This window comes from Vibrio sp. Y176, from assembly GCF_033438945.1.
In genome coordinates this window covers 1-504 of sequence record NZ_JAWOQS010001261.1, presented here as the reverse complement: position 1 = coordinate 504, position 504 = coordinate 1, and the positions used below count along the sequence as shown (strand labels likewise).

The 504-nt window shown below is 39.3% G+C and carries 1 protein-coding gene; it reads left to right on the top strand.

The genetic code is table 11. The features are described from left to right. The coding region (locus R7O13_RS31295; RefSeq protein ID WP_318305787.1) for a phosphotransferase at positions 1–504 on the top strand (504 nt) is incomplete at both ends.

The window sequence follows — 504 nt, the reverse complement described above, 5'->3', positions numbered from 1 at the left end:
CGCTAGTATAAAACGTCAATCAGCTGGTGCGACGAATCATGTTTTTCGTATCCAATCCTCAGAGACTTATTATCTTAGAAAATATAGTGTTCGCAATGTTGCTAAGATCAAGTTAGAACATGAGCTGCTGAGAAAGCTATCGCAAAATTTGAATACTATAATTGCCCCTGTTTTGACGCGTGACCACCACTCCTTTTGTAAAATAGGTGATGAGTTTTATGCTCTATTTCCTGAAGCAAAAGGAACGTTAATCGAAAAAAGTGCTCTGTCTGAGTTTCATGCTTTTCAGCTGGGAAAAGCCCTTGCTGACCTGCATGTTCAACTCGCTTCTGTGGTTGGAAAAGACTTTCCAACAATTGAGCTTTCTTGGGATAAAAGTGCTTGGGTCGATAGACTACAAAAAATAGTCGCTGCTATTGAAACAAATAGTGAATTTGATATGAATAACTCGGTGCTACGAAGAGTAAAACAACAGCGTGATTATCTAGCTAGCTCAGAAGCTAC